A 23,266-nucleotide genomic window follows, 5' to 3' on the forward strand; every position below is an offset into this window, starting at 1 on the left:
GCTCCTTCGCGGACGGACAGGGGCCGCCTCACCGCTCGGCCTCGGTGCTCGCGAGGATCTCCGCCAGGTGCATGACCCGGACGCCGGAGCGCTGGCGGTTCAGCGTGCCGCCGATGTGCATCAGGCAGGAGTTGTCGGCCGCGCAGAGCACCTCGGCGCCGGTGGTCATGACGTTGGCCACCTTGTCGGCGCACATGGCCGAGGAGACGGCGGCGTTCTTGACCGCGAAGGTGCCGCCGAACCCGCAGCACTCCTCGGCCCCCGGCAGCGGGACCAGTTCGAGGCCCCGGACGTTGCGCAGCAGGGCGGCGGGGCGGTCGCCGACGCGCAGGCCGCGCAGCGAGTGGCACGTCGGGTGGTAGGTCACCCGGTGCGGGAAATAGGCGCCGACGTCGGTGACGCCGAGCACGTCCACCAGGAACTCCGACAGGTCGTGCACCTTGGGCGCCGTCTCGGCCACCGCCCGCGCGAACGGCGAGCGCCCCGCGTGGGCGCTCGCGAACGCCGCCGGCCGCGTGGCGCCCATGCCCGCCGCCAGCTTCGGGTACTGCTCGCGCACCATGGCGGCGCACGACCCCGAGGGCGTCACCACGGCGTCGTATCCGGCGAAGACGTCCAGGAAGTGCCGGGCCAGCCGGACGCCCTCGTCCCGGTAGCCGGTGTTGGCGTGCATCTGGCCGCAGCACGTCTGGGCCTCGGGGAACTCCACCTCGCAACCGAGGCGGCGCAGCAGCGTCACGACCGCCTTGCCGGTGTCCGGGAAGAGCGTGTCGTTGACACACGTGATGAACAGTGCGACCCGCATCGCGGCCTTTCCTCAAGACGCTCCGGACCCACCCGGAACGAACGCGCCGGTGGACGCCCCTGGAACCGAGTATGGTCAGACCATACTCCAGGCGAGAGGGACGGTCACGTGGCGGACGGCAGGCGACGCACACGCGCGTTCGAGGAGGTGCTCCTCCAGGTCGAACGGCGCATCGCCGACGACGGCCTCAAGGTGGGAGACCGCCTGCCAGGCGAGCGGCAACTGGCCGAGCAGCTCCAGGTCAGCCGGTCCTCGGTCCGCGAGGCGATTCGCGTCCTGGAGACGCTGGGGGTGGTGTCCTCGCAGGTGGGCCGCGGTCCGGACGCGGGGGCGGTGCTCACCTCCCGGCCCGACAGCGCGCTGACCGACCTGCTGCGCCTGAGCCTCGGCCTGTCCAGCCTCTCGCTGCGCGAGGTCATCGACACCCGCCTGATGATCGAACGCTGGTCCGCCGAACACGCCGCGCGCGCCGCCCCCCTGCCGGAGCCCGCCGAGGCGCTGATGGAGGCGATGCCGGCCATGGAGGCCGCCGCGAGCGCCGAGGACTTCGTGCGACACGACATCGCCTTCCACGTGGCCATCGCCGAGGCGTCGGGCAACCGGCTCATCGCCGCGGTGATGCGCGCGCTGCGCGGGGCGATGCGCAAGTACGCGATCGAAGCGGTCGACCGGCTCGGCGACACGCGCGTGCTGCGCGAGGACCACCGCCGCATCCACGACGCCATCGTCTCCGGCGACGCCGCCACCGCGGTCGACGCCGTAACGGCGCACCTGGCCCACGCCTACCCCGAGCTCTTCTAGGACTTCCGCCGGCCGTCCGTCCCCCGGAGCACCGGCATGGAACCACGCAGGACGTGAACACGACAAAAGCCAAAGAAGTGTTTGACATCCGCCGATGCCAAAGTATTGTTTGACATATGCAGATCAGCGATCCGAAGGCGATCAGGGCCCTGGCCCACCCGCTCCGCCTCGACCTGCTCGAACTGCTCGCCACGATCGGCCCGGCCACGGCCGCCCGGTGCGGGCGCGTCCTCGGCTCCTCCCAGGCGAACTGCTCCTTCCACCTGCGCCAGCTCGCCAAATACGGCTTCGTGGAAGACGCCGGCCCAGGGCGCGACCGGCGCGAGCGGCAGTGGCGGGTCCCCGACCGGCGGCCGGCGCTGCGCATCGCGGCCGGCGGCGACGCCGTCGTCACGCGGCAGCTCCAGCGGGTCGTGGTCGAGCGCGAGACGCAGGCGATCCTCGACCACATCGACCGCGGGGGCGGCGACGAGCAGGCATGGGACCACAAGGCGGGCATGGTGACCGCGGTGGCCGTCCTGTCCGCCGACGAGGCCGCCGAACTCAAGGAGAGGTGGAAGGCGCTCCTCGAGCCCTACACGACGAGGACCACGAGCGGCTCTCACCAGCTCGAACCCGGACAGCGTCATGTCCGGTACTTCATGGCGGCGACGCCGATGCCAGATTTCGACTCACGGGACGACGATGATGAATCCGACGACTGACGGCCTGATCGACTTCGTGAGCGCCGCCCCTGCCACCGGCTCCCTGGACGTCGCGTGGAGCCACGGCGCGCCCCCTGGAAGGCCCGCCCGCGATCCGCTGATCCAGGTCCACCACTACGACGAGCACACCGTCATCATGCGTCAGAGCAAGTCGGTGAATTACGAGGCCCCGTTCCTCTACCTGCTGTTCGGCAACGACCGGGCCCTGCTGCTCGACACCGGCGCCACCGCCGACCCCGGCCTGTTCCCGCTGCGCGAGACGGTCGACCGGCTCATCGCCGCCTGGCTCGAACACCACCCGCGCGAGGAGTACGAACTGATCGTCGCGCACACCCACGGGCACGGCGACCACGTGGCCGCCGACCCGCAGTTCGCCGGCCGCCCCGCGACCACCGTGGTGGCGCGGGATGTGGAGGCCGTGCGGGCGTTCTTCGGATTCGGCGAGGGCTGGCCCGCCGAGACCGTCGCCTTCGACCTGGGCGGCCGGGTCCTTTCGATCCTGGGCTCGCCGGGCCACCACAAGGCGGCGATCACCGTCTACGATCCCTGGACCGCGATCCTGCTCACGGGCGACACCGTCCTGCCCGGCAGGCTGTACGCCTTCGACTTCCCCGCCTACCTCGCGACGCTCGATCGCCTGGTCGCCTTCGCCGAGACCCACCCCGTGGCCCACGTGCTCGGCTGCCACGTCGAGATGACGAGCCACCCAGGCCGCGACTACCCGCTCGGCGCCGCCTACCAGCCCGACGAGCGCGCCCCCGAGATGACCGTGGCCCACCTGGCGGCCATCCGGGACGCGGCGGCGTCCGTCGCGGGCAAGCGAGGAGTCCACCGGTTCGACGACTTCCTCATCTACAACCAGCCCCGCCGTAGCGACATGCTCAAGCTCATGGCCCGCGGGCTGGCGCACAAGGCCCGCGCCGCGCTCTCGCGGCGGTGAAGCCCCCGCCGTGAGCCGGCCCCTCGCGCCACCACCGCCCCTCGCTGACCCGTCCCCGGCAGGCTCGCCACCACCTCACCAGTCCTTCGTGGGACGGTCGCCGCGTTCGGCGGCGCGTGTGCGTGTTCAGGTGAGCTGCCGTTCCTTCTGTCGCCGCATGAGCTCCTCGATGGCGGTGGGCAGGGTCGTCTCGAAGTCGATCAGTTTGGCCCAGGTCGGCTTCACCACGACCCGGACCATGCCGAGGTAGAGCGACTTCACGCCTTCCTCCCACTCGGCCCGTTGCTCGGGCGTCATCTCATACGTGCCGTTCCACTGGAGGTACTCCTCCGGGATGCCGTCGACGACGTCCAGCTCCGCCCGGCCGCGGATGAGCAGGACCTTCGGCGGGTGCGACTCGGTGTCGATCGTCAGGGCGACCGCGGGATCGCGACGCAACGCCGGGAGCTTCCGTGCGTTCGTCGCGGTGCACATGACGATCTCCGTGCCGTTCCAGGTGACCCCGATCGGGATCGACCGGGGCGTCCCGTCGAGCGCGATGAAGGCCAGCCTGGCCAGGTCGCGGGCCAGCAGTTCCTGGCTGAGCGGGCGGTTCAGCACCTCGTCGATGGCGTGCTGGTCCATGGTCGGAGCTCCTCTAGTTGTAGTAGCGGCGGGCGCTGGACCCGACGCGGGTGATGTCGGTGCCGTAGATGTGCAGGCTGATGGCGATCTCGTCGCCGACGTTGCGGATGCGGTGGATGTCGCCGGGCGGTGCGAAGCCGCTGACCTCGCCAGGCGGGTTGTCCCGCGTGCCGATGGGGTTGAGCGCTTCGTCGAACAGTTCCTCGTGCTCGATGCCGGACAGCACGCCCACGACGCACCAGGTGATGTGGTCGTGGATCCGGGTGGTCTGCCCGGGGCGCCAGACCAGGCCGAGGATGGAGAACGCCCCGTCGGGCTCGGCGTGCAGCAGGTGGCCCGCGACCCGGTCGTGCCGGCCGAGACGCTGATCGGGCGTCAGGACCTCGGGGCCGGGCAGATGCGCCCGGAGCCGATCGGCGACCAGGTCCGCGGTGTCCGTCCAGCCGGTCCGCACGTCGGTCGCCTGGCGCACGGCCGCGACGAGATCGGTGAGCGTCGTGAGTGAGCGTGTCATCGCCGCGTCCTCCTCGCAGAGCGGGTTCGTCCCCCTCAGCCTCCCGCGCGCCTACCCATTCGTCTAATGACAAGGATTGAGCCAACTCATGCGTAATCTTTATGCATGCTGGATATCCTGCGGTTACGGGTGCTCGCGGCGATCGCCGCGCACGGTTCGGTCACCAAGGCCGCCAAGCACCTGAACTACTCCCAGCCCGCCGTCAGCCATCATCTGGCCAGGCTGGAGGCCGAGACCGGCGCCAGGCTCGTCCAGCGGGTCGGCCGGGGCATCCGGCTCACCCCGGAGGGCGAGCACCTGGCCCGCCGCGCCGCCGAGATCGTGGGCCGGGTCGACACGGCCGCCGCGGAGCTGTCCGCGATGGTGGGCCTGCGCACCGGCCGGGTCCGGGTCGCCGGCTTCCAGTCGGCGCTCGCCGCGCTGGTGCCGCACGCCGCGGGCATCCTGCGCCGCGAGCACCCCGGCATCGAACTGCGCCTGGTCGAGGCCCACCCGCGCGTGGCACTCGATCTGCTGCGAGCCGGGCAGGTCGACGTCGCGGTCGTCTTCCGCTACGACGACGCGACACCGGACGACGTCCGCGCCACGCACCTCTTCGACGACCCGATGTACCTGCTCAGCCTCGAACCCGGCCAGACACTGGCGGGCAACCGCGACTCCGCCTGGATCGCGGGCTGCGAGAACTGCCGCCGCGAGTTCCTCGAGGCCTGCGACAGGGCGGGCTTCGTCCCGCCCATCGCCTACACCAGCGACGACATCATCGTCCAGCAGGCACTGGTCGCCGCGGGCATGGGCGTGACCACCATGCCGGGGCTGGCACTGCGCACCCACCGCGCGCCCGGAATCGAGGCCAGCGTACTTCGCGACTTCCGGCGGCACGTCTACCTGGCCACCTACGGCGACCCGCCGGACCCGCCGGCGACCACCGCCTTGGTCGGCGCGCTGCACCACGCCGTCCGGCAGGTCCGGCCGGGCGAGCCGGCCCCGCCCTCGTAGGCCCCGCACTCGGCGCACCTCGGCCCCGCGGGCGTCCCTCGACCCTGCGGATAGAACGTGTTCTAATTGCGCCGGACGGACCTTGGAGGATGGGCATGAGCGGTGAGCTGAGGCTGGGGTTGAACCTGGGCTACTGGCAGCGGGACGCCGACGACGCCACCGAGGTCGTCCAGACGGCCGAGCGGCTCGGGTACGACTCGGTGTGGACCGCCGAGGCGTACGGGTCGGACGTGTTCACCCCGCTGGCCTGGTACGGCGCGCGCACCAGCACGATCAAGCTCGGCACGAGCGTGGCGCAGATGTCGGCGCGCGCCCCGGTCACCACGGCCATGACCGCCATGACGCTCGACCACCTCACCGGTGGCCGGCTGCTGCTCGGCATCGGGGCCTCCGGGCCACAGGTGGTCGAGGGCTGGTACGGCGCCCCGTTCCCCAAGCCGCTCGCCCGCACCCGCGAGTACGTCGACATCATGCGCAAGGTGTGGCGCCGCGAGGAACCGGTCACCAACGACGGCCCGCACTACCCGCTGCCCCACCCCGGCGGCGCAGGGCTCGGCAAGCCGCTGAAGTCGATCACCCACCCGCTGCGGGCCGAGATCCCGATCTACCTCGGCGCGGAAGGGCCGAAGAACGTCGCGCTGGCCGCGGAGATCACCGACGGCTGGCTGCCGCTGTTCACCTTCCCCGAGAAGATCGAGAGCATGTACGGCCCGTCGCCGGCCGCCGCACGGCCGGGGTTCGACGTCGCCGCGATGGTCTACGTCATGATCACCGATGACGTCCGGGCCGCCCTGGACGGGGTGAAGATGATGCTCACGCTGTACATCGGCGGCATGGGCGCCAAGGCGCGCAACTTCCACGCCGACATCGTCGGCCGCATGGGCTTCGCCGACGCCGCCCACAAGATCCAGGAGCTGTACCTGGCCGGGCGCAAGGACGAGGCCTTCCGCGCCATCCCCGACGAACTGGCCGACGGCATCTCCCTGGTCGGCCCGCCCGGCCGCATCCGCGAGCGCCTCGCGCCGTGGCGCGCGAGCCCGGTGACCACCCTGCTGGCCATGGGGCCCCGCGACGAGCCGACCCTGCGCACGGTCCGCGACCTCGTGCTCGGCTGATCAGGCGGCGGCGCGGCACCGGGGCGGCGAGCGCGAGCCGCGCCACCCCGATCCGCCGAGACGGCCTGGGGGGAAGGCCCCGGCGCCCGCGGGACGGGCGCCGGGGCGCTGGGTCAGTTGAGCTGGGTGAACCTCCACTGCTGGTTGGTGCCGCTGTTACAGGTCCACTGGACGAGCTGGACGTCGTTCGCCGTGGAGGCGTTGGGAACGTCCAGGCACTTGCCGCCGTTCGCCGAGATGACCCGGTAAACGTTCGTCCCGACGGATTCCAGGCGCCATCTCTGGTTGGCGGCGCCCGAGCATCCCCACTGCTGGACCAGGGCGCCGTCGGCGGTGGAGGCGTTCGCGACCTGCATGCACTTGCTGCTGTGCACGGCGGCCAGGGTGTAGGTCCCGCTTCCTGCGTCGGTCACCTTCCACTGCTGGTTGGTGCCTCCGCCGGCCGTCCACTGGATGACGGCGGCGCCGTCGGCGGTCGACTGTCCTCTGACGTCGGCGACCTTGCCGCTGTGCCCGGCGGTCAGCGTGTAGTTGCGCCCGCTCTGCGGGCCACCGGTGTTGCCGCCGCCCTGGCCGACGCCCTGGCCGTTGAAGGTGATCGAGTCCAGGTCGTAGGCGTTCGCCGTCGGCGCCCGGAACACCAGGTAGTAGTTATGGGTGCCACCGGGGTTGGTGACCGTCGCCGCCGGCAGGGACTGGTAGGTGTTCGAGCCTCCGGTGCTCGGCACCGAACTGGAGGCGACGAGCGTCCCGGTCGGCGAGTCGGCGCGCAGCTCGATCGATCCGCCCGTGTTGGACGCCGCCGAGACGCGGAAGGACACCGAGTCGATCCCGGACAGGTTCATCGGCGTGTAGGAGACCCAGTCGCCGCCCGAGATCTCGCCGACGCGCCTGCCGCCCTCGGCTCCGCTCTGGTCGACGACCTGGACGCCCGACGAGCCGGTGAAGAACTCCGCCTGCTTGTGCTTGGGCTGCAGCGTGATCCCGGTGCTGCCCTTCAGGCCGCTCTTGTCGGTGTACTCGGCCAGAAGCACGTAGTAGACGTTGGCGGCCTCGTCGTGCCCGGACGCGGTGGTCGTGATCGTCCCGGAGCAGCCGGTGACCTGGCCGGTGTCGTGGCTGTGCGTGTCGTGCCCGAGCGCGGGGATCACCGTCACCTTCGAGCAGTCGATGGTGCCGTCCTCGGGATCGGTGACGGTCACGTTGTAGTTGACGGTGTCACCGAAGTTGATGAACCCGCCGTCCGGCGGAGCGCTGAAGGCGACCGTGGGACGGGTGTTGCCCACCCCGATGGTCAAGGTGATGGTGCCGGTCTTCCCGCCGGAGTCCTTTACGGTCAGCCTGGCGGTGTAGGTGCCGTTGGAGCTGTAGGTGTGGGACGGGTTCGCGCTGGTGGAGGTCCCGCCGTCTCCGAAGTCCCAGGCGTAGGTGATCGCGTCGCCGTCCGGGTCGGACGAGCCGGCGGAGGAGAACGCGACGGTCAGCGGCGCGCTGCCGGTGTCCGGCGAGGCGCTCGCCTTGGCGACGGGAGAGCGGTTGCCGCCGGCGCCGCCGATGTAGTCGATCCGGTAGATGCCGTCGTCGGTGTTGCTGTGGCCGAAGCCGTTGCCCCAGTCGGCGTAGTACAGGGCGCCGTCCGGGCCGAACTTCATGTCGACCGGCGCGTGCAGGGAGAGCTGCGGGACGAAGGAGTTGATCTTCAACAGGTTGCCGGAGGAGTCCAGCCGCAGTTCCTTGACGAAGTTGCGGCTCCACTCGTAGAAGAACGGCGTCTTGTCGAAGTACTCCGGGAACTTGCGGTCGGAGGAGCTGTTCGGGTCGTAGTGGTAGAACGGGCCGCCCATCGGGGCCGCGCCGCCGCAGCAGTTGATCTCGGGGAACTCCGCGGAGGCGTGGTAGTTGTACCAGATGGTGGCGGACTTGGCCGCGGGCAGGTTGGTCAGCCCGGTGTTGTTGGGCGAGTTGTTCACCGGCGCCGAGCAGTTGAACTTCGAGCCGGAGGTGTTGGTGGAGAAGTTGAAGTCGTTGAACGGGATGTTGTTGCCGACGCAGTAGGGCCAGCCGTAGTTGCCCGGCTCCTTGATCAGGTTCCACTCGACGGTGCCCTCGGGGCCCCGGTTGGAGTTCGCCGACCCCGCGTCGGGACCGTAGTCGGCCGCCGAGATCCAGCCGGTGTCCTTGTCGACCGAGAAGCGGAACGCGTTGCGGAAGCCCATCGCGTAGATCTCGGGGCGCGTCTTGGCGGTCCCGGGCGCGAAGAGGTTGCCGCTCGGGACGGTGTAGGTGCCGTCGGACTCGGGGTGGATGCGCAGGATCTTGCCGCGCAGGTCGTTGGTGTTGGCCGCGGACCGCTGGGCGTCGTAGTGCTCGCGCCCGGACCGCTCGTCGATCGGGGCGTACCCGCTGGAGCCGTTGGGGTTGGTGTCGTCCCCGGGTGCGATGTAGAGGTTGCCGTTCGGGCCGAACGCCATGTAGCCGCCGGTGTGACCGGGTTCGTCGACGTTGCGGTACGCCGGAACCTCGAGGATCTTCTTCTCGCTGGACAGGTCGAGCGTGGTGCCGTTGAGCGTGAACCGGGACACCCGGTTCACCTCGCCGCCGTTGCTGGGCGAGTAGTTGAGGTAGATCCAGCGGTTGGTGGCGAAGTTCGGGTCGAGCGCCAGGCCGATGCCGCCGTCCTCGCCACCGTCGTACACCGACAGGGTGCCGATCGTGCGGGGGGAGCCACCGGGGGCGATCATGTTGACCTTGCCCGACCGGGAGATGTAGTAGAGCGTGCCGTCGGCCGCCACTTCCAGCTCCATGGGCTGGTCGGGCGCGCCGTCCAGGGTGACCTTCTGGAACCGGCTCGCGACCGTGCCGCCGCAGTCGCCGGGTTCGTAGCCCGCCGCCCACTTGAGCCCGCCGAGCAGGTGCTGCTTGAACAACGTCTCGGAGTAGGAGGAGGCGTTGTGACCCATCGCGGTGGCCCACACCCGGCCGCCCTCAGGGTTGTGACACCAGGAGATGGGGTGGTCGGCGCCCATCTTGTTCGCACCGGCGTCGTAGGTCGTCTCGTCCGCGGTGACCAGCACGTGGACGCTGCCGCGCATGTTCTTGTCGAAGTTGTACCACTCTTCGGTACGCGTCCACCGGTCCGGCAGCCCCACGGTCGACGGGTGCACCTTGTCGGCGACCTTGGCCGTGCCCTGCACGATGGAGGAGTGCTGGGTCATGTGGGCGCCGGCCAGCACGGTCTGGTCCCACCAGGGGAACTGCGACTCGATGTTCTGGTCGACGGCGTTGTGGATCGCGACGATGCCGTGGCCACTGCGCACGTACGCCTGCGCGGCCGCGCGCTGCGAGTCGTTGTCCCAGACCATGCCGGAGGTCTGGAGCATGATCACCGCGTCGTAGTTGTTCAGGTTGGTCGTGTTGAAGACGCTGGAGTCTTCGCTGCGGTCGAGCTGGAAGTTGTTGGCGGCGGCGAGTTGCTGGAACATCGTGATGCCGGCGCTGATGGAGTCGTGCCGGTAGGCGCCGGACGCCGTCTTGCTGAACAGCAGCACCCTGTACAGGGGCGCCGCCGCGTTGGCCGCCGGCACCGCGCCGAACGGCAGCATCAGCAGCACGGCGGTCAGGAGGAGGAGCAGGCGTGGTCTTCGCATTCGGGATCTCCAGGGGACGGACGACGCCGGCTCTCGGCCGGCGCCGCGGAGGAGGAGCGGGATTTCGATGACGGGGAGGGTCACCTCCAGAGGGTGCGCAGGAAGGACAGTCCCTCGGTGGCGAGGGCGTCCTGGGACGGGGCGAGCGGTCGCCAGATGGACGCGGCGGTGGCGATGGTCGTGTTGTCGGCGGTGAAGGACTCGATCACCAGCGGACCGGCGTAGCCCGCGTCGCGAACGGCGGCGGCAAAGCCGGGCCAGTCGAAGTGGTCGGCGCCCGGGGCGCCGCGGTCGGTCCCGCACACCTGGATGTGCGCGATCCGGTCGCCGGCCAGCCGTACCGCCCGCGCCGGGTCCTTCTCCTCGATGTTCATGTGGTAGGTGTCCAGGGCGAGGCCGCAGTCGTCCGGGAGGGCTTCGAGGGCCTGCTCGACGGTGTTCAGCAGGCTGGTCTCGTACCGGTTGAGCGGTTCGACGCCGATCCGGACCCCGCACTCGCCCGCGTGGGCGAGCACGGGCTTGAGGTTCTCCCCGAGCTCGGCGTAGACGGCGCGGCGCTCGTCCGGGCTCATCGGCCAGACCCGGCCGACGGAGGCGTAGGCGGGCCCGCTCACCGCGGGCGCGCCCACGGCCACCGCGACGTCCACGCAGTGCCGCAGATAGTCCTGGGTCTCCCCGATGGTCCAGCTCGGCGCACTGACCAGTTCGCGCCCTATGGGCATCGTGAGCACGACCGACGCGCCCAGCCCGAGCTCGGCCAGCAGGTCCGCCGCCCTGCGGGGGTCCCATTCGCCCGGCCGCTCGACCGGCAGCTCGATGACGTCGAACCCCCACTCCGCGATGCGCGGCGCCAGGGCGGCCAAGGAGTCGTCGGTGAGCGGCGAGACCCACACCCAGGTGTTGACGCCGATCAAGGCTTGCCACCCCACTTCTCGGGGTAGCCGGGCAGGTCCTCGCAGCCGCACAACGCGTAGTGCAGCGGCGGCATGCCGGGCTTGAGGTAGGTGGCGAGGTTCTCCTGGGTGACCGTCGGCTGGGGCAGATTCCACACCTTCGGCACCTGCTCGCCCTTGAGGATCTTGAGCGCGGCGATCACCGGGGTCCGCCACTGGTAGGTCGGGTAGGTCGGGGCGATCGCGGTCAGCTTCGCGTCGCTCCACTTCTGCAGGAAGTCCTCCTGGTCCTCGCCGTTGATCGGCGGCACGGGCTGCCCCGCGTCCTCGAAGGCCTCGACCGCCGCGACGGCGGTGGCGCCCGCGTCCATCCAGACACCGTCGATCTTGCCGTGCCGCTGGATGTAGTCGCCGACGATGCTCTTGGTCTTGGCGGCGTCGCCGTCGGTGAACTCCACCCCGACGACGTCGAGGTCGCTCTTGTCGAAGGCGATCTTCGCCGCCGACCAGCGGGTCTCCAGGACGTCCACACCGGGAAGGATGCGCAGTGCGAGGATCTTCCCGCCTGCGGGCACCTTGCCGACGAGGAACTCGGCGGCCTCGGCGCCGAAGGCGTAGCCGCCGATCGGCTTGATGAAGGTGACCGGGCAGTCGGTCTGCACTCCCCGGTCGAACACGATCACGGGCAGCTTCGGGCACGCCCCGGAGACCGCGGGGGTCAGCGTCGCGGTGGTGTTCGGCGAGATGATCAGCGCGTCGCAGCCTTTGCCCTGCAGCTCGGCGATGTCGGAGATCTGTTTGTCGTCCTTGCCCTCGGCGTCGAGCATGGTGAACTTCTTGATCTCCTTGTGCAGGCCGACCTCCGCCTGCATGGTCTTCAACCCGACCTGCCGCCAGGGGTTGTTCACCGCGGCGTTGGAGAAGCACAGGTGGTAGGGCCCGTCCTTCTTGTGTTCGGCGGTGTCGACGAGCTTGGAGTCGATGCTCTGCTCCCACGGTTTGCCGTCCGGGCCGGTCGGCTGCGCCGACCGCATCGCCATCTGGGCGTCGTAGTCGCCCTGCACGAAGAACTTCGACTGCTCTCCGGTGTTCGAGCCGGACGACGGCGCCGCCGAGGCCGCGGCCGTCGTCGGCGCGGCGGAGGTGGCGGGCCTGTCGGTGGTGCACGCGGTCATCGACGCCACCAGTCCGGCCAGCGCCACGCCGGCGAGCGTTCGCCGCGAGGAATATCGCAAGGTCGTTCCTTTCGATCGGTATCGGGTCAGGTCGCCGCGGCTCTTCTGCGCGGGAGGCTCACGGCTCCCAGCGCCACCGCGGCGATGATGATGACCCCCTGCACGGCCGGCTCCAGTGCCCCCGAGATGCCGTACAGATTGAGCAGGGTGAACAGCGCCTCCAGGGTGAAGGCGCCCGCCATCGCGGCGACCACGGAGCCGCGGCCGCCACCGAGGGCCACGCCGCCGAGCACCACCGCGGTGATGGCCTGGAATTCGAGACCGGCGCCGACCTGCGCGGAGACGCCGGCGAAGCCGCCGAGCAGGATCGCCGCGACCGCCGCGGAGAGCCCGGAGATCATGAACGCCACCGTCCGGACCCGCGCGACCCGGACACCGGACAGGGCCGCGGCCCGGTCGTTGTCGCCGGCCGCGACCAGCGTGCGGCCGAAGTCGGCGCGCATGGCCAGCATCGCCACGGCCCCGGCCACCACGAGGATCAGCACCGACCAGGGCACCGGGCCGAGGCTCCCGCGCCCGAGTTCGCGGAACTGCGAGGACAGGGCGCCGCGGGGCGCGCCGCCCGTCCACAGGAAGACGGCCCCGGACAGGATCAGCAGCATGCCGAGGGTGGCGATGAACGACGGCACCCGCAGCATCGTGGTGACGACCCCGTTGACCAGCCCGGCCAGCAGCCCTAGGGCGATCAGCAGGGCCAGCACGGGCCAGGTCGCCTCCGCCGAGCCGTCGATGAGCCGGGCGGCGATCACCACCTCGGCGGTGACCAGCGAGCCGACCGACAGGTCGTACTCGCCGGACACGATCACGAAGTACTGCCCGGCCGCGAGGATCACCAGCGGCGCGGCGCGCTTGACGAAGGCGAGGAAGGCGGGCGGCTCCAGGAAGTACGGGTTGATGACCGCGATGGCCACCAGCAGCCCGGCCAGCACGACGAAGATCGGCAGCGCTCGCCTCATGCCGTACGCCTCCCGCGCGCGTAGATCGCCAGGGCGGCCACCAGGACCACGCCGCGCACGACGTCCTTGGCGAAGGAGTTGATCTCCAGCTGGTTGAAGACGCTGTCGAGGACGGCGAGGAGCAGGACTCCTCCGACGGTGCCGGCCACCCCGCCGCGGCCACCGGCCAGCGCCGTCCCGCCGAGCACGACCGCGGCGATCGACTCCAGGTCGTAACCGCCGTCGGTGCCCACCGTCGGAGCGCCGGCCCCGAGCCGGGAGGCGAGCAGCAGCCCGGCGATCCCGGCGCAGAGCGAGCACAGCACGTGGGCGACGACCACGACCCGCCCGGTCCGCACGCCCGACAGCCGCGCGACCTCGGCGTCCCCGCCGACGGCGTAGATCCGGTGGCCCAGGCGCGTCCTGCTCAGCAGGAACCACGCCGACACCGCCACGGCGGCCCACAACAGTGCCGACACCGGCAGCGGGCCGATGCGGTCGTACCCGAGATGCTGGAAGGAGGGCGGCACGCTCCCGGCCGGCCCGTCGTACCGCCAGTCCAGCACCCCTTTGAGGATCAGCGCGACGCCGAGCGTGGCGATGAAGGGGTGCACCTTGAGGCGGGTGACCACCAGTCCGTTCACCAGCCCGACCGTCGCGCTCACCGCGAGCGCCGCGGCGACCGCGGGCACCACCCCGGCGTCCCCGCCTGCCATGATCTCGGCCGCCACCAGGGAGGTCAGGCTGATCAGGTAGGCCACCGACAGGTCCAGGCTTCCGGTCAGGATCGCCACGGTCTGCCCCACGGCGACGATTCCCAGCGCCGCCGACCGCTGCTGGATCCCGACGACGTTCTCAAGGCCCAGGAACCCGCCGCCGTCCAGTTCGAACAGCACCCAGCCCAGCGCGATGAGCAGGACCAGGGCGAGGTACACCGCGCGCGCGGGCCGATCGGCCGACATCCACCCGAGATGGGCCACGCGGGCGGGGATTCGCCGCGGTTTGACGTGCTCGGTCATGACGCGGCCGCCAGGCGCATGACGTCCTCCTCGGACGGGCCGGCCGGCAGTTCGCCGGTGACGCGGCCTTCGCGGAGCACCACGATGCGGTCGCTCATGCCGATGAGCTCGGGAAGCTCGGAGGAGATCATGAGGATCGCCATGCCACCGCGTGCCAGTTCGCGCATCAGGTCGTGGATGGCGGCCTTGGCTCCGACGTCGACGCCGCGGGTGGGTTCGTCGAACAGCAAGACGCGCGGCGCGACCGCCATCCACTTGGCCAGCACGACCTTCTGCTGGTTGCCTCCGGACAGTAATCGGACCTCCTGCGCGGGCCGGGGTGGTCTGAGCCCCACGCGCTCCAGCAACCGGTCCACTCCCTCCGGGCGCCGCCCGGTGGCCCGGGCGACCAGCATGGCGTTGTCGCGCACCTGCTGGTCCAGGAGCAGCCCCTCGGCCTTGCGGTCCTCGGTGACCAGCCCGATTCCGGCCACGATGCCCTCGCGGGGCGTCCGGGGACGGCATGGGGTCATCTCGCCGGTGGTGAAGGGCTCGGCGCCGAACAGCGCCTTGGCCAGTTCGGTGCGGCCCGAGCCCTGCAGTCCGCCCAGCCCGACGATCTCGCCCGCCCGAAGGTCGAGGTCGATGCCGCGCAGCTTGGCGTTGCCGCCGCCGCGCACGCGCAGCACCACCTCCCCGGGCGGCTGCGCGGCCCGGGGCGGGAAATAGGAGTCCAGCTCCCGTCCGACCATCAGACCGACCAGCGCGACGGGGGTCAGCGTGGACGCGGCGGCGGTGGTGACCCGGACGCCGTCCTTGAGCACCGTGATGCGGTCCGCGAGCTCGAAGATCTCGCGGAGCCGGTGCGAGATGTACAGGACCGCGATTCCGCGCCCGGTGAGCCGCCGCACCAGGGTGTAGAGCAACTCGACCTCGTGGTCGGCCAGGGCGGCGGTCGGCTCGTCCATCACCACGATGCGCGCGTTCAGCGACAGCGCCTTGGCGATCTCGACGACCTGCTGCTGCGCGACCGACAGCCGCCGGACGAGATCGCGCGGGCCGAACGACTCCTCACCGAGCGAGCGCAGCAGCTCACCGGTCGCCGACTCCATCGCGGCCCGGTCGACCAGCCCCCACCGGCCCGGTTCCCGGCCGAGGAACACGTTCTCGGCGACCGTCCGCTCCGGCAGCAGAGTGAACTCCTGATGGATGATCGCCACCCCGGACCGCTGCGCCTCGACCGGATGCCCGAACACCACACGCCGGCCGTCGATCTCGATCGTCCCCTCGTCCGGGGTGTGCACCCCTGCGAGGATCTTCATGAGCGTGGACTTGCCGGCGCCGTTCTCCCCCACTACGGCGTGCACCTGTCCGGCGGCCGCTTCCAGGTCCACGTCCCGCAGGACCCGGACGCCCAGGAAGCTCTTGCCGATGCCGGTCATCTTCAGCACGCGACCCGCCCTGCGGGGCATGCGCCGGCGCCGGCCGGGGCGGGAACGGCGCGCGGTGTCACGGCGGTGAGCCCGGCCATGACGAGTCTGCGTACCGCGTGTGGCGCGGCTTCGCGCATGGGCGCTCCTAACGAGGATGCGGGGGTGGGCGGATGACCAGGGCGGCGGCCGTGGTGGTGGCGGTCGGCCGGCGCCATCGCGGCGAAGGTCACTCGTCGCGGCGTGGAGGTCCTCCGGGCGGATCTTGTGCGGATGCGGGTATGGGTGTGGGCCGCGGGTGCGGGTGTGAGGTGCGGATGTGGCGTGGCCGACGTCCGGCGCGGTCCGCCGGACGATCCGGCAGGCGTCGCGCCGGAGCCCGCACGCACGGGTCGGGAGCCGCCGGTCCCGGCGGTCTCCACCTCTGGTGGTGCGGGGGCCCTACCTGGCTGCCACGCGGCCGGACGGGCGCACCCCTCCACCGGCTGCGATGAAGGCGGCGGACAGAGCACTCTGCGTCCGGCCCCGCAGGGTGGCCGGGGTCAGGTGTCCCGCGACCACCGTGCGCGACCGGGTGTGGCCGGCGCGTCCCTCCGGGGGTCGCCTCGTCCGCGAAGCTTGTTCCGATCGGTCACGTGCTTCTCCAGGTTGACATGGCCTCGCGAGGCATGACATGGGATGTCTCCGAAGCAGGCAATGGAAGTCGACGTGGCCGACCACGCTGTGAAGGAACCGTGAGGCGCCTCCACACCCGCCGAGATGTGGCCCAGCCGTACAAGTCCTCGAAGGTGTGTGACCCGAGGTCTTGGCTACCAATTACGTTCTGATCACCCCGGGCGCGTCAAGACCTTAGGCATGCCTATTTTCCGGGATCGGCGGTCCGGTCTCCGGCGCGGCCGACGTCATTTCGCTGCTCACCAGCCCGAATGGCCGCGCCGCGCACCCTGGACGCCTACTGTCTCGATCCCGCTCCGCGCGAAATGATTCATACACAAAAGGTGGGATGTCTCAGGCTCATCCAGGGTGCTGATCGTCCTCGTCACACCGCCGGCCCGCAAGGCGCATGAACGTTTCATTCCTCGTACGCTCCGAGGCGGGCGAGGGTCGCTGACGAGGTGCCGGTTGGCGCCTCAGGCAGGTGGGGGGAACCGACCGGAGGCTTGACAGGTGCCGTGCGGCCATGTGTGCTCTCTGGACCTGGCGCCACATCCAACCGCCGATGGAGAAACGCCGGGCTTTTCCGACAGTAGCCATCATCGACACTTTGGCCGCGCCCGTTGTCGGGTACGCGGCGAGGCCGGATTCGGTCGCGCCCGTACTCGAATCGGTTCGACGGCCACTGCCGAGGGCGCTTCGGGAGCGGGCGCTCGATGGACCCGTTCCCGCGGCGATCCTCCCTTGGGACGTGCCAGCTCCCGTCGGCTTCTCCTGGGCGCGGTGACGCCTGCTCCACCTCGTCAAGGATTCGACGACGCGGCCTCTATCGGATCGCGCAGGTCTGAGCACCGGAGGGCAGGGCGGCCAGCCCCGGTTACGCCCTGCCCTCCAGTGCTCGCGGGTACGGTGGCCATTCTCGAAGAGTGCGCCCCACTCCTCTCACCGCACCCGGGCTTGTCACCCGTGAATCACACCTTCAACGGTAGGCGGCCGGGCGCAGATTTGCAACTATTCCTACTAGCTTTACATGGTTAGTTCGCGCTTCCCCATAAGCCGGCGGACCGGCCGACAAGCATCGGGCAAGTGATCCACGGCATCGTGGGAAGCGTCCTAGGAAGGCCGCGGCGACGGTGTGGAGACAGCAGCCATGAGCGGTACGGTGCTCGTCCTCACCGAGGACGGCGACCCCCAGGCGCGGCACGTCGCTCGCGCCCTCGCCGGACGGGGAGCCGACACGCTGGTCCTGGTGCCGGAATGGTTCCCCGGCTCCGCGCGGCTGTCGGTGACCCTCGACCCGTCGGGATCGGCCCGGCGCACACTGGTCACCGGAGACCGGCGCCTCGACCTCGACCGGCTCACCTCCGTCTGGTTCCGGCGCCCCGGCCCCCCGGCCGGGGCCGGTTCCGGCGAAAGCGCCGTCCAGCAGAACGGGTTCGCCTCCGACGTGTGGGACACCCTGGCCTGCCCCGCCGTCCCGGCGTCCCGTGCGGTGATCCAGCGGGCCCAGCGCAAGCTCTACCAGCTCTCGGTGGCCGGCCGGCTCGGCTTCGAGCTGCCCTCCACGCTGATCAGCACCGACCACGACGAACTGCTCGACTTCTACCTCGCCCACCAGGGGCAGATCGTCACCCGGGTGCTCGACCGGCCGTGGGCCATCCCCGAGCGCAACCCGTCAGAGGACGAGGTCGTCACGCTCTCCGACCCGCACGGGACGGGCCCGTTCCCGCTGGTCGCCCAGGCGCACGTGCTGCGCCGGCTGGCCCTGCGGGTGGTCGTCACCGGCGCGCGGCTGTTCGCCGCCGAGATCCACTCACCCAGGAGCACGCGGCGGCTGCGCCCGCACCGGCTGCCCGAGGACGTGCACCGGCGCTGCCTGCGCCTCATGCGGCACCTCGGGCTGTCGTTCGGGACGATCGACCTGACCCTGACCCCCGAGGGCCGCTACGTCTTCCTGGAGGTCAACCCGGAGGGAGGCTTCCTGCTGATCGAGCAGATCACCGCCATGCCCATCACCGAAGCCCTCTGCGACCTCCTGCTCACCCCGCCGGCGCCGGAACAAGCATGAATCCCCCGTCATCGTCCGGCCCGGCGGGGATCCGCCGGTCCGGACGACACGGTCAGAGGCGGAGGAAGGCGAGGTCCACGGCGTCGGCCATGGCCTGCGCGCCCGCGTCGTTGGGGTGCAGGTGGTCGCCGCTGTCAAGGTCGGGGCGGATCGCGTCCGGCTGACCGGGGTCGGCCACGGCGTGCGCGTAGTCCACGACCGCGTCGAAGACGCCGGAGGTGCGGATCCAGTCGTTGACCGCCCTGCGCACGACCTGACCCTCCGGGGTGTCCACGCCCGGGTAGATGGTGCCCAGGTACGGTCCCATGGTCCCGCCGATGACGGTCAGGCCCGCGTCGCGGGCCCGCCGGGCCAGCTCGGCGAAACCGGCCGTGAGGTCGTCGGCGGACGGCGGCCGGTCGCCGTTCGCGGAGCCGAGGCCGATGTCGTTCAGCCCGAAGTGCAGCAGGACGTGCGTCGCGCCCGGCACCGACAGGACGTCCCGGTCGAAGCGCGCGAGCCCGTGCAGGCCCACCTCGTCGGTCAGCAGGCGGTTGCCGCCGAGACCCTGGTTCACCACCCAGCCGCGCTCAAGCCGGGCGTTGAGGAGGTTGGGAAAGCGGAGATTGGCGCCGTGGGTGGTGCCGGCCCCCTCGAACCAGGAGTCCCCGAAGGCCACGGCCACGGCGGTCCCCTCGGGGGCCAGGACGTCCACGCCGGTGATGAAGAAGCGGGAGTCGACCTCCTCGGCGGCCGGAAGCGAGGACGCCGACACCGCGTCGCCCTCGGCCACGTAGCCGGTCTCCAGCGGAGTGTGGGAGTAGGTCGCCGGGCCGGTCTCCTCCGGCAGGTACAGGCTCACGGCCAGGTCGGTCCCCGCACTGACGGCCTGGGGCACGGCGTCGGAGGCGACCTCGGCGCCGGGGGCGAGGGTGACCTCGGCGGCGCCGCCGAACGTGAGCGGCGCGTCGGTGCCGGGAAGGATCTCGCCGCCGGACTTCCGTAAGGCCACGCGGGCGGCGGCCACCACGAGCGGCCGGTCGCCGAAGCGGTTGGTGAGCAGCACGCGAAGCGCCTCTCCCCCGCCGTCGAGGTGGAGGATCTGCCGGAGGGTCTGGCCGGCGAAGCCACGGGGCTCCTTGAAGCTGAAGCTTTCAGCGGGACTGAGAACGGCTGAGCGGAACGCGGCGGTCCAAGTCGTCGTCATGGCCGTCCAGAACACCCGCGCATACCACCCTGTTCCCGATATAGGCGGCAAATGACTTCCTCAGCTGATCCTCCCGGCATATCCTCCAGCGATACTCGCCCGGGAAGCGGCTCAGAGGAGGAACACGATGTCACGGCGTTCCGGAGCAGGGAAATGGTCGCTATGCGCACTCGGGCTGACGCTCCTGGCCCAGGGGCAACCCGCCTCGGCAGCCGCCAACGGGCCCGTACGCCCGGCCGGCGGCCCGGCCGCCGCCACCGGCACGACTGCGAACCGGGCGGCCGATTTCACGGTCTTCGCCTTCAGCCAGTCCGACGTGGAGCAGGAAGACCCGCAGGTGTACAAGCTGGTCCCGGACATCAATATCAGGGCCATCGGGAAATGGTCCACCAACGGTGATGAGCCGGCCGACTACAACTTCGGCCAGATCAGGCGTTACCACGACAAGGGCATCACGTTCATGGGCAGCGGGACGTCCAGCGTCATCTTCCCGCAGGACTTCCCCAGCGCCGAAGTGTTCGACGACATGTCGACGCGCGACGCGAACGGCGATCCGGTCCCCCACGACGAGTTCGGGTTCCCCGAGCCCGCACGCCGGGGCAACCTGTTCAACCCGAAATATCGCCGGTACCTGCTGGACTGGGCCGAGATCCAGGTCGACGGCGGCGTGGACGGGGTCACCTTCGACGAGGTGAACGCCGGGTTCAGCGGCGGGCAGAAGTACGGCTTCAATGGCAACGAGGGATTCGACGACTACGCCATCGCCGACTTCACCCGATACCTGCTGAACAAGTACCCCGCTTTCACGGCCACCGACTGGAAGAGCCGCTTCGGAATGACCGACGGCAACCTCCCGAGGCGCGACGTCCCCGCCGGAGACCTGACGCGCAACTTCGACTACCGCGCCTACCTCAAGGCGAACGGCTGGAACGCAGACCCCCTCGCCTCCGCCAATCCGCTGGCCGGCGAGTGGGGGCGGGTGACCGCCAACCGGATGTACGCCGAGGACACCTCGTTCACCGGGACCTACCTGCGGCGCTACTGGAAGCAGATGGTGGACGAACTGCGGGCCTACGCGCTGCGGACCGCGCACCGCCGGATCCTGATCTCCTCCAACGGGCTCCTGCCGTACGTGGACTTCAACAGCGTCGGGATGTACCCCTGGAATCCCGACGAGCAGACGCCCGACTACCGGGGCGCCGACTACGTCCCCGTCGTCGGCGGCCACCTGAACGGCGCCAAGTCGCTGCAGGCCAACTACCGGTACCTGAAGGACCAGAGCCGCCGCATCGCCGGCGACGTCCCGGTGACCGTCTTCATCGACTGGCCGAACGACATGATGACCGACTACCTGAACCTGCCGCTCGCCGAGAAGCAGGACTACTGGAAGATCTTCGGCGCCGAGGCCTACGCCAACGGCATCTTCCCGGCCTTCCACCTGAAGGACACGGTCGGCAGCCCGACCGCCGAACAGTACGGCATGCTCGACTTCTTCCGGACCTACACCCGGTTCTACAAGGATCACCGATCGCTCTACCAGCGCAACGACATCGGGGCGCAGGCCGTGAGCGTCGGGACGCCCAACGTGTCGGCGAGCCTGCTCCAGCAGCGCGGCACCAGAGCGCGGTCCATCCACCTCGTCAACCACAACTACGCCCAGGGCATCGTCCCGCAGAGCCAACTCAGCGTGCGGACGCGGCTCCCGCAGTGCCCGCGAAAGGTCTCCCTGATCTCCCCCGACTTCGCCGGCTCCAAGACCCCCGCCTCCTCCTGCCACCAGGGCCAACTAACGGTCACCGTCGACCGCCTCGACCACTACGACATCCTCACCCTGAGCTGAGGTCCCGCAGCATCGAGTCAACCGCGACGGAGACCAGGATCACGCCAGGTGCGCGCCCTGGGCTGTGGCGAGGATGCCGAGGGAGCGGAGTTCCTCGTCCAGGGTACGGACGTGCTTGTTCCCCGCCCAGGGCTGGAGGCGGGCGCGGGCCTGCCGTACGGAGTCTGCGAGCCGGGTCGAGCTGTGCCTGACGGTGGTCCGCGCCGCGCCACGGATCTTGTCGACGGCGCCGGGGATCTCCCGTTTACGGGTGAGCGCCTCGGCGTAGTGGAGCAAGGCATGCCCGCGCGCGAGACTGAGGGTCGTCGGCGCAGCCAGGGTGTTAAGGACAGAACCGATCGCTTCGTCCGGCCGCCCCCAATGAAGCTGGCAGTCGGCGGTGCTAGCCCGCACCTGGCCGATCGTCCACCAGTACAGATAGGCGGGGTCGGCCTCGGTTCTCGGCTGCTCGACCATGCCGCTCGCATAGGCCAGCGCTCGCTCACTCTCGTTCGTCTCGCCACGGCGAGCCAGCACGCGGGCGAGTTCCATCGCGTGCACTGAGCGCATCAGATTGCTGGGACTGTGCCGCGCCCAACCTTGGGCGGCGTAGACGTGGTCGAGCGCCTGCCCTATCTGGCCTCGATAGACGGCCACGTAACTGAGGCAGGTGTGCAGGTAGGCGATCATCGTGCCGTCGCGGATCTCGTGGGCTGCGGTGAGCCCTTCCTGATACCGCAGACGTGCGCCTTCGTGATCCATCAGGTCGTGGTGGAGCCAACCGGCGAACTGACTGAGCTCGGCGTAGGCGTAGGTGAGGCGGTCACGCAGGTCCGGAAGCAAAGTGGTGCGGCTCAGCAGGTCGGTGACGAGGCGGCGTTGGCCGTCGACGATGGGCAGGACGGTCTGCGGGCCGAAGTCGTCGTCCAGGCGGCGGCACCGGGCGGTGAGCTTCTCGATCACCTCCACGGTCGCGGCGTCCACGCGGGCGGACGCGCGGACGGCCGCGGCCAGACGGTCCTTCTCCGGCGGGGACAGATGGCGGAGCAGGATCACAGCGGGGGCTCCGCCGAGCGCCAGGGCCAGCTCGAACAGCAGATCGCGGCGCTTCACATCGGCCTCCTCGGCTCCGAGAGCACGCAGCAGCGAGGCGCAGTCCTGCGGCGTGGGGACAGGAACCGTGTCGCGTGCCGCTTCCAGACTCATGGTGACATGACCGGGAATCGGGCTCGGGACGCGAGAAGGCCGCTGTGCCGGGAGGTGCCGATGATCCGTCCGGTCGATGAGCTGCCGGTCGCGGACGCTGTAGGAGGCGTACACCTCGTCGGTGATCAGGTGGCGGGCGGCGGTGCGGTAGACCTGCGCGAACAGCGCCACCGTGCGCGCGGTCGGCCGCTTGCCGCGCCTCGGCCAGTGCTCGAAGTCGTACAGCCGTGACTCCCGCAGCGCGGCGGTGCCGGCCGGATCGAGATCGTTGTACAGCGCCACGGCCTCGGCGGCGGTACGCCCATAGGCGTACCGGTACAGCCGCAGCGGACTCACCTCGTGGTACACCGAGAACAGTTCGGCGATCTGCTCGAAGCCGTAGCCTTTGGCCCGCAACGCCTCACTGCGCCGCCGGCATTCGAGCAAGGTGTGGACCGCTTCGCCTGACATCACGCAACGCCTCCCCGGGTACGACGCGGTAGAGGAAATCTTACACACACCGTGCCCGTACGATTACCTTGAGCGACGAAGATTGTGATGCTCGCCGTCGCCCGCGAGAGGCGGCGATCCGGGCGATCCTTCTCGTCGGGGCAGTTCACCGGCCCGTCGCAGGAGAGTGGTCCGGCCGGGCGAGGCGGGGATCAGCGAGCCGCGTGGCACCGGCCATGGTTCTGGCTTGTGCACCCGCCCTTCGAT

18 protein-coding genes are annotated in these 23,266 nt (G+C 70.4%); 7 read left to right on the forward strand and 11 right to left on the reverse strand.

The features are described from left to right. Positions 1-28: 28 nt before the first annotated feature. Complete coding sequence (locus ACFQSB_RS31145; RefSeq protein WP_354926965.1) at positions 29-805, reverse strand: (Fe-S)-binding protein; 777 nt, start codon at positions 803-805, stop codon at positions 29-31. A gap of 108 nt (positions 806-913) precedes the next feature. On the opposite strand from ACFQSB_RS31145, the gene ACFQSB_RS31150 reads away from it, so the two are divergent. The 3 genes from ACFQSB_RS31150 to ACFQSB_RS31160 all read left to right on the forward strand — a co-directional run bounded on the left by ACFQSB_RS31150 (position 914) and on the right by ACFQSB_RS31160 (position 3,250). Next, entirely contained in the window at positions 914-1,606 is a 693-nt protein-coding gene (locus tag ACFQSB_RS31150) for a FadR/GntR family transcriptional regulator (protein ID WP_380830430.1), read from the forward strand. A gap of 116 nt (positions 1,607-1,722) precedes the next feature. Beyond that, positions 1,723-2,310 carry a winged helix-turn-helix domain-containing protein gene (locus tag ACFQSB_RS31155; RefSeq protein WP_380830431.1) on the forward strand — a complete coding sequence of 196 codons (588 nt, stop codon included), beginning with the start codon at positions 1,723-1,725 and terminating at the stop codon, positions 2,308-2,310. Then, a complete protein-coding gene (locus ACFQSB_RS31160; protein WP_380830432.1) occupies positions 2,294-3,250 on the forward strand; it encodes an MBL fold metallo-hydrolase in 957 nt (318 codons plus the stop codon). Before ACFQSB_RS31155 ends, ACFQSB_RS31160 begins: the two co-directional genes overlap by 17 nt. A 126-nt stretch (positions 3,251-3,376) precedes the next feature. Here the strand turns inward: ACFQSB_RS31160 and ACFQSB_RS31165 are convergent, their stop codons facing one another. Then, entirely contained in the window at positions 3,377-3,874 is a 498-nt protein-coding gene (locus ACFQSB_RS31165; RefSeq protein ID WP_380830433.1) for a pyridoxamine 5'-phosphate oxidase family protein, read from the reverse strand. Positions 3,875-3,887: 13 nt separating this feature from the next. Further along, positions 3,888-4,388 carry a cysteine dioxygenase family protein gene (locus tag ACFQSB_RS31170; RefSeq protein WP_380830434.1) on the reverse strand — a complete coding sequence of 167 codons (501 nt, stop codon included), beginning with the start codon at positions 4,386-4,388 and terminating at the stop codon, positions 3,888-3,890. 105 nt (positions 4,389-4,493) lie between these two features. Here ACFQSB_RS31170 and ACFQSB_RS31175 point away from each other — a divergent pair, with 105 nt between their 5' ends. Together ACFQSB_RS31175 and ACFQSB_RS31180 are read left to right on the forward strand one after the other, a co-directional pair. Next, a complete protein-coding gene (locus tag ACFQSB_RS31175) occupies positions 4,494-5,384 on the forward strand; it encodes a LysR family transcriptional regulator (RefSeq protein WP_380830435.1) in 891 nt (296 codons plus the stop codon). Positions 5,385-5,479: 95 nt separating this feature from the next. Beyond that, positions 5,480-6,499 (forward strand): LLM class F420-dependent oxidoreductase, encoded by a 1,020-nt coding sequence (locus ACFQSB_RS31180; RefSeq protein ID WP_380830436.1) that lies wholly within the window; start codon positions 5,480-5,482, stop codon positions 6,497-6,499. 113 nt (positions 6,500-6,612) lie between these two features. On the opposite strand, the gene ACFQSB_RS31185 is transcribed toward ACFQSB_RS31180, so the two are convergent. The 6 genes from ACFQSB_RS31185 to ACFQSB_RS31210 form a co-directional block, all read right to left on the reverse strand. Then, entirely contained in the window at positions 6,613-10,146 is a 3,534-nt protein-coding gene (locus ACFQSB_RS31185) for a ThuA domain-containing protein (RefSeq protein ID WP_380830437.1), read from the reverse strand. Between the two features lie 80 nt (positions 10,147-10,226). Continuing rightward, entirely contained in the window at positions 10,227-11,060 is an 834-nt protein-coding gene (locus ACFQSB_RS31190) for a sugar phosphate isomerase/epimerase family protein (protein WP_380830438.1), read from the reverse strand. Then, positions 11,057-12,214: a substrate-binding domain-containing protein gene (locus ACFQSB_RS31195; RefSeq protein ID WP_380830468.1), complete on the reverse strand. Its 1,158-nt coding sequence runs from the start codon at positions 12,212-12,214 to the stop codon at positions 11,057-11,059. Before ACFQSB_RS31195 ends, ACFQSB_RS31190 begins: the two co-directional genes overlap by 4 nt. Positions 12,215-12,300: 86 nt before the next feature. Then, positions 12,301-13,230 (reverse strand): ABC transporter permease, encoded by a 930-nt coding sequence (locus ACFQSB_RS31200; RefSeq protein ID WP_380830439.1) that lies wholly within the window; start codon positions 13,228-13,230, stop codon positions 12,301-12,303. After that, positions 13,227-14,189, reverse strand: coding sequence for an ABC transporter permease (locus ACFQSB_RS31205; protein ID WP_380830440.1), 963 nt, complete (start codon positions 14,187-14,189; stop codon positions 13,227-13,229). The genes ACFQSB_RS31200 and ACFQSB_RS31205 overlap by 4 nt, the downstream gene beginning before the upstream one ends. 35 nt (positions 14,190-14,224) lie before the next feature. After that, positions 14,225-15,649, reverse strand: a complete 1,425-nt coding sequence (locus ACFQSB_RS31210) for a sugar ABC transporter ATP-binding protein (protein ID WP_380830469.1) — start codon at positions 15,647-15,649, stop codon at positions 14,225-14,227. A 1,792-nt stretch (positions 15,650-17,441) separates the two neighbouring features. Between ACFQSB_RS31210 and ACFQSB_RS31215 the strand changes: the two genes are divergently transcribed. Next, positions 17,442-18,359: an ATP-dependent carboxylate-amine ligase gene (locus ACFQSB_RS31215; RefSeq protein WP_380830441.1), complete on the forward strand. Its 918-nt coding sequence runs from the start codon at positions 17,442-17,444 to the stop codon at positions 18,357-18,359. 52 nt (positions 18,360-18,411) lie between these two features. Here ACFQSB_RS31215 and ACFQSB_RS31220 read toward each other — a convergent pair whose 3' ends face one another. Next, complete coding sequence (locus ACFQSB_RS31220) at positions 18,412-19,545, reverse strand: SGNH/GDSL hydrolase family protein (RefSeq protein ID WP_380830442.1); 1,134 nt, start codon at positions 19,543-19,545, stop codon at positions 18,412-18,414. Positions 19,546-19,672: 127 nt separating this feature from the next. On the opposite strand from ACFQSB_RS31220, the gene ACFQSB_RS31225 reads away from it, so the two are divergent. Beyond that, positions 19,673-21,385 (forward strand): hypothetical protein, encoded by a 1,713-nt coding sequence (locus tag ACFQSB_RS31225; protein WP_380830443.1) that lies wholly within the window; start codon positions 19,673-19,675, stop codon positions 21,383-21,385. 39 nt (positions 21,386-21,424) lie between these two features. On the opposite strand, the gene ACFQSB_RS31230 is transcribed toward ACFQSB_RS31225, so the two are convergent. Next, a complete protein-coding gene (locus tag ACFQSB_RS31230) occupies positions 21,425-23,020 on the reverse strand; it encodes a hypothetical protein (protein WP_380830444.1) in 1,596 nt (531 codons plus the stop codon). Positions 23,021-23,266: the final 246 nt, after the last annotated feature.

This window comes from Sphaerisporangium rhizosphaerae (assembly GCF_042665155.1).
Taxonomy (GTDB): domain Bacteria; phylum Actinomycetota; class Actinomycetes; order Streptosporangiales; family Streptosporangiaceae; genus Sphaerisporangium; species Sphaerisporangium rhizosphaerae.